This is a genomic window from Cohnella sp. GbtcB17, from assembly GCF_019091135.1.
In the GTDB taxonomy this organism is placed as follows: domain Bacteria; phylum Bacillota; class Bacilli; order Paenibacillales; family Paenibacillaceae; genus Cohnella.
Genome location: NZ_JAGXJW010000130.1, coordinates 1 through 2,654 on the forward strand (window position 1 = coordinate 1; position 2,654 = coordinate 2,654).

A 2,654-nucleotide genomic window follows, 5' to 3' on the forward strand; every position below is an offset into this window, starting at 1 on the left:
TGAGTGAATCCTGGTTCCTATTGTTTTGTCAACGAAACTAAAAATAACATCTATCGAGATGAATTGCAACTCTTTTTTTAAGCAAAATATCCCGCATCATTAACGGCGCGCGCATGCAGCGGCAATAAAAAACCCGCCTCAGGGAGGGCAGGTTCGTCAAGCGATCCGTATTGGAAAATTATGCTTCAAGTGCGAACAGCAATCGACTGTGATGCCTGAGCCGCTCGTCGATCTCCGCGATGCGGACGGCGTCCGTAAGCGTATTGCGCAGATCGAGCAATTCGTTGACGGCGCCTCGAACGATCGCGATCTCTTCCTCGACCGCGCAGAGCTTGTAACGGGACTCTATCGCCGACAATGCGCTCTCGTGCTCGAAAACGGTGCGGATGGCGTCGCCCTTGCATTCGACGATGCGTACGACCTTGCCGCCTAAGTAATGATAAACCATCGTAAAGCCGGGATAAATACGGTTGACGACGGCATCCCCCTTGAACGAGGACACCATCTTGCGCAGCGCGTCGGTAAGACCGGGCTGGACGACTCTGCAGGATAAGGAACAACGGTAACGGCCGCCGCGACGCTCGAACGTCAAGCGGATCGACTCGCCGCCAGCTTCGTCTTCCAGAACCATTTCTTGGTTGCCGTTATCCAGCACGAAAATCTGCTGGCGCAGCTGCTGCGTTCCGCACAGGGAGGTTAAGCTTCGCATCTCGGCTTCTGTCAATGTCAGACTGGCGTTTACATACTCTGTGGCTACCCGCTTAGCCATAAAAATCTCCTCAATTCCATTTTGTTCACGAAGGTGATGATTCCTTGCCTTTTTAATTATACGACACTCGGCACGATCTTATCTTCTCAACAAAACCCGATTTAGCCGAAAAAAGCCGTAAAAATCGATTCCTCCCGGCATTGAACCGCACATTTAACCGTTATCCTCGGTTTCCTGCCGTTCATGCTGCGATTCAGAAGGGGAAGCAACGGGAATATCAGCGGCGTGGGCGATAATGCGCCATAACTCATCTCTACCCTCTCCGGTCTCCGATGAAAACAAAACGAGCGGCGCGCCCTTCGGCATGCCCAGCGTCTCCCGCATAATCCGGCCATGCTTCGCGACCTGATTGCGTGAGAGCTTGTCGGCTTTGGTGCCGACGACGCAAAGCGGAATGCCGTAATGGGACAGCCACTCGTACATGGAAATGTCGAGCGCGGTCGGCGGATGCCGCAGATCTATCAGCTGGATCACGAGTCTGAGCTCCTCGCGCTGCCGCAAATAGTTTTCGATCATCCGGCCCCAAGCCTCGCGTTCGGACTTGGACACTTTTGCGTAGCCGTAGCCTGGCACGTCCACAAAATACATTTCATCGTTAATCTTGTAGTAGTTCAATTGCTGCGTCTTGCCGGGCTGCGAGCTGGTGCGGGCCAGATTGCGCCGCAGCAGCATGCGGTTGATCAGCGAAGACTTGCCGACGTTGGAACGGCCTGCCAGAGCGATCTCCGGCAAGCCGTCAACGGGATATTGCTTGGGTCCTACTGCGCTGATAATAAATTCGCTGGACTTGATCTTCATAAAAAGCGGTACACTCCCGTCAATGCGTCCCCATCGGGGGAAGCTCTTCCCTGTCGCCCTCGGGCGGCATCGCTACTTCGGCCGTGATCGGCTCATCCCCGCTGGGCAGGTCGCTCAGCTTGGTCGCCATCGCGTGCTCGAGCACTTCGTCCATATGCGCCACCGGAATAAACGTCATCTCGCTGCGCACGCTGTCCGGAATGTCGCGCAGGTCGCGCTCGTTGTCCTTGGGCAGCAGCACCGTCTTGATGCCGGCCCGGTGGGCGGCGAGCGACTTTTCCTTCAGTCCGCCGATCGGCAGCACGCGTCCGCGGAGCGTGATCTCGCCCGTCATGGCAACCTCGCGGTTGACCGGCCGGTTCGTAAGCGCCGAGATCAGCGCCGTAGCGATGGTGATGCCTGCGGAAGGTCCGTCCTTCGGAATGGCGCCTTCGGGAATATGAATGTGAATATCGTTTTTCTCGTGGAACTGCGGATCGATGCCGAGGGCGATCGACCGGCTGCGCGTGTAGCTGAATGCAGCTTGCGCGGATTCCTTCATGACGTCGCCAAGCTTGCCGGTCAGCGTCAGCTTGCCCGAGCCCGGCATCACCGTCACCTCGATGACGAGCGTGTCTCCGCCCACTTCCGTCCAGGCGAGACCCGTGACGGCGCCGATCTGATCCTCCAGCTCCGCCATGCCGTACCGGAATTTGGACGGGCCGAGAAACTCCTTGAGCTTCGCGGCGTCTACCACGACGGACTTGACCTCTGCATCGCCGACGATGATCTTCGCCGCCTTGCGGCAGATTGCCGCAAGCTGCTGCTCCAGGTTGCGCACGCCCGATTCGCGCGTGTAGCCGCGCACGAGCTGCATCAGCACTTCCTCGTCGATGACAAGCTGCTCCTCCTCGAGGCCGTGGTCGCGCTTCTGCTTCGGCAGCAGGTGATGCTTGGCGATCTCGAGCTTCTCGAGCTCGGTATAGCCCGGGATATAGAGAACCTCCATCCGGTCCAGCAGCGGGCGCGGGATCTGATGGGCGACGTTGGCCGTCGTCACGAACATGACGTTGGACAGGTCGAACGGCGTCTCGATATAGTGGTCGCT

3 protein-coding genes are annotated in these 2,654 nt (G+C 57.6%); all 3 read right to left on the reverse strand.

Annotated elements, in window-relative coordinates; all coding sequences use genetic code 11:
* Positions 1-178: 178 nt before the first annotated feature.
* Positions 179-769 carry a non-ribosomal peptide synthetase module gene (locus KVT38_RS33190; RefSeq protein ID WP_217598017.1) on the reverse strand — a complete coding sequence of 197 codons (591 nt, stop codon included), beginning with the start codon at positions 767-769 and terminating at the stop codon, positions 179-181.
* Positions 770-922: 153 nt separating this feature from the next.
* Positions 923-1,567 (reverse strand): ribosome biogenesis GTP-binding protein YihA/YsxC, encoded by a 645-nt coding sequence (yihA, locus tag KVT38_RS33195; protein ID WP_217598018.1) that lies wholly within the window; start codon positions 1,565-1,567, stop codon positions 923-925.
* Between the two features lie 19 nt (positions 1,568-1,586).
* On the reverse strand, positions 1,587-2,654 hold a 1,068-nt coding region (locus KVT38_RS33200; protein ID WP_306795379.1), incomplete at its 5' end, for a S16 family serine protease.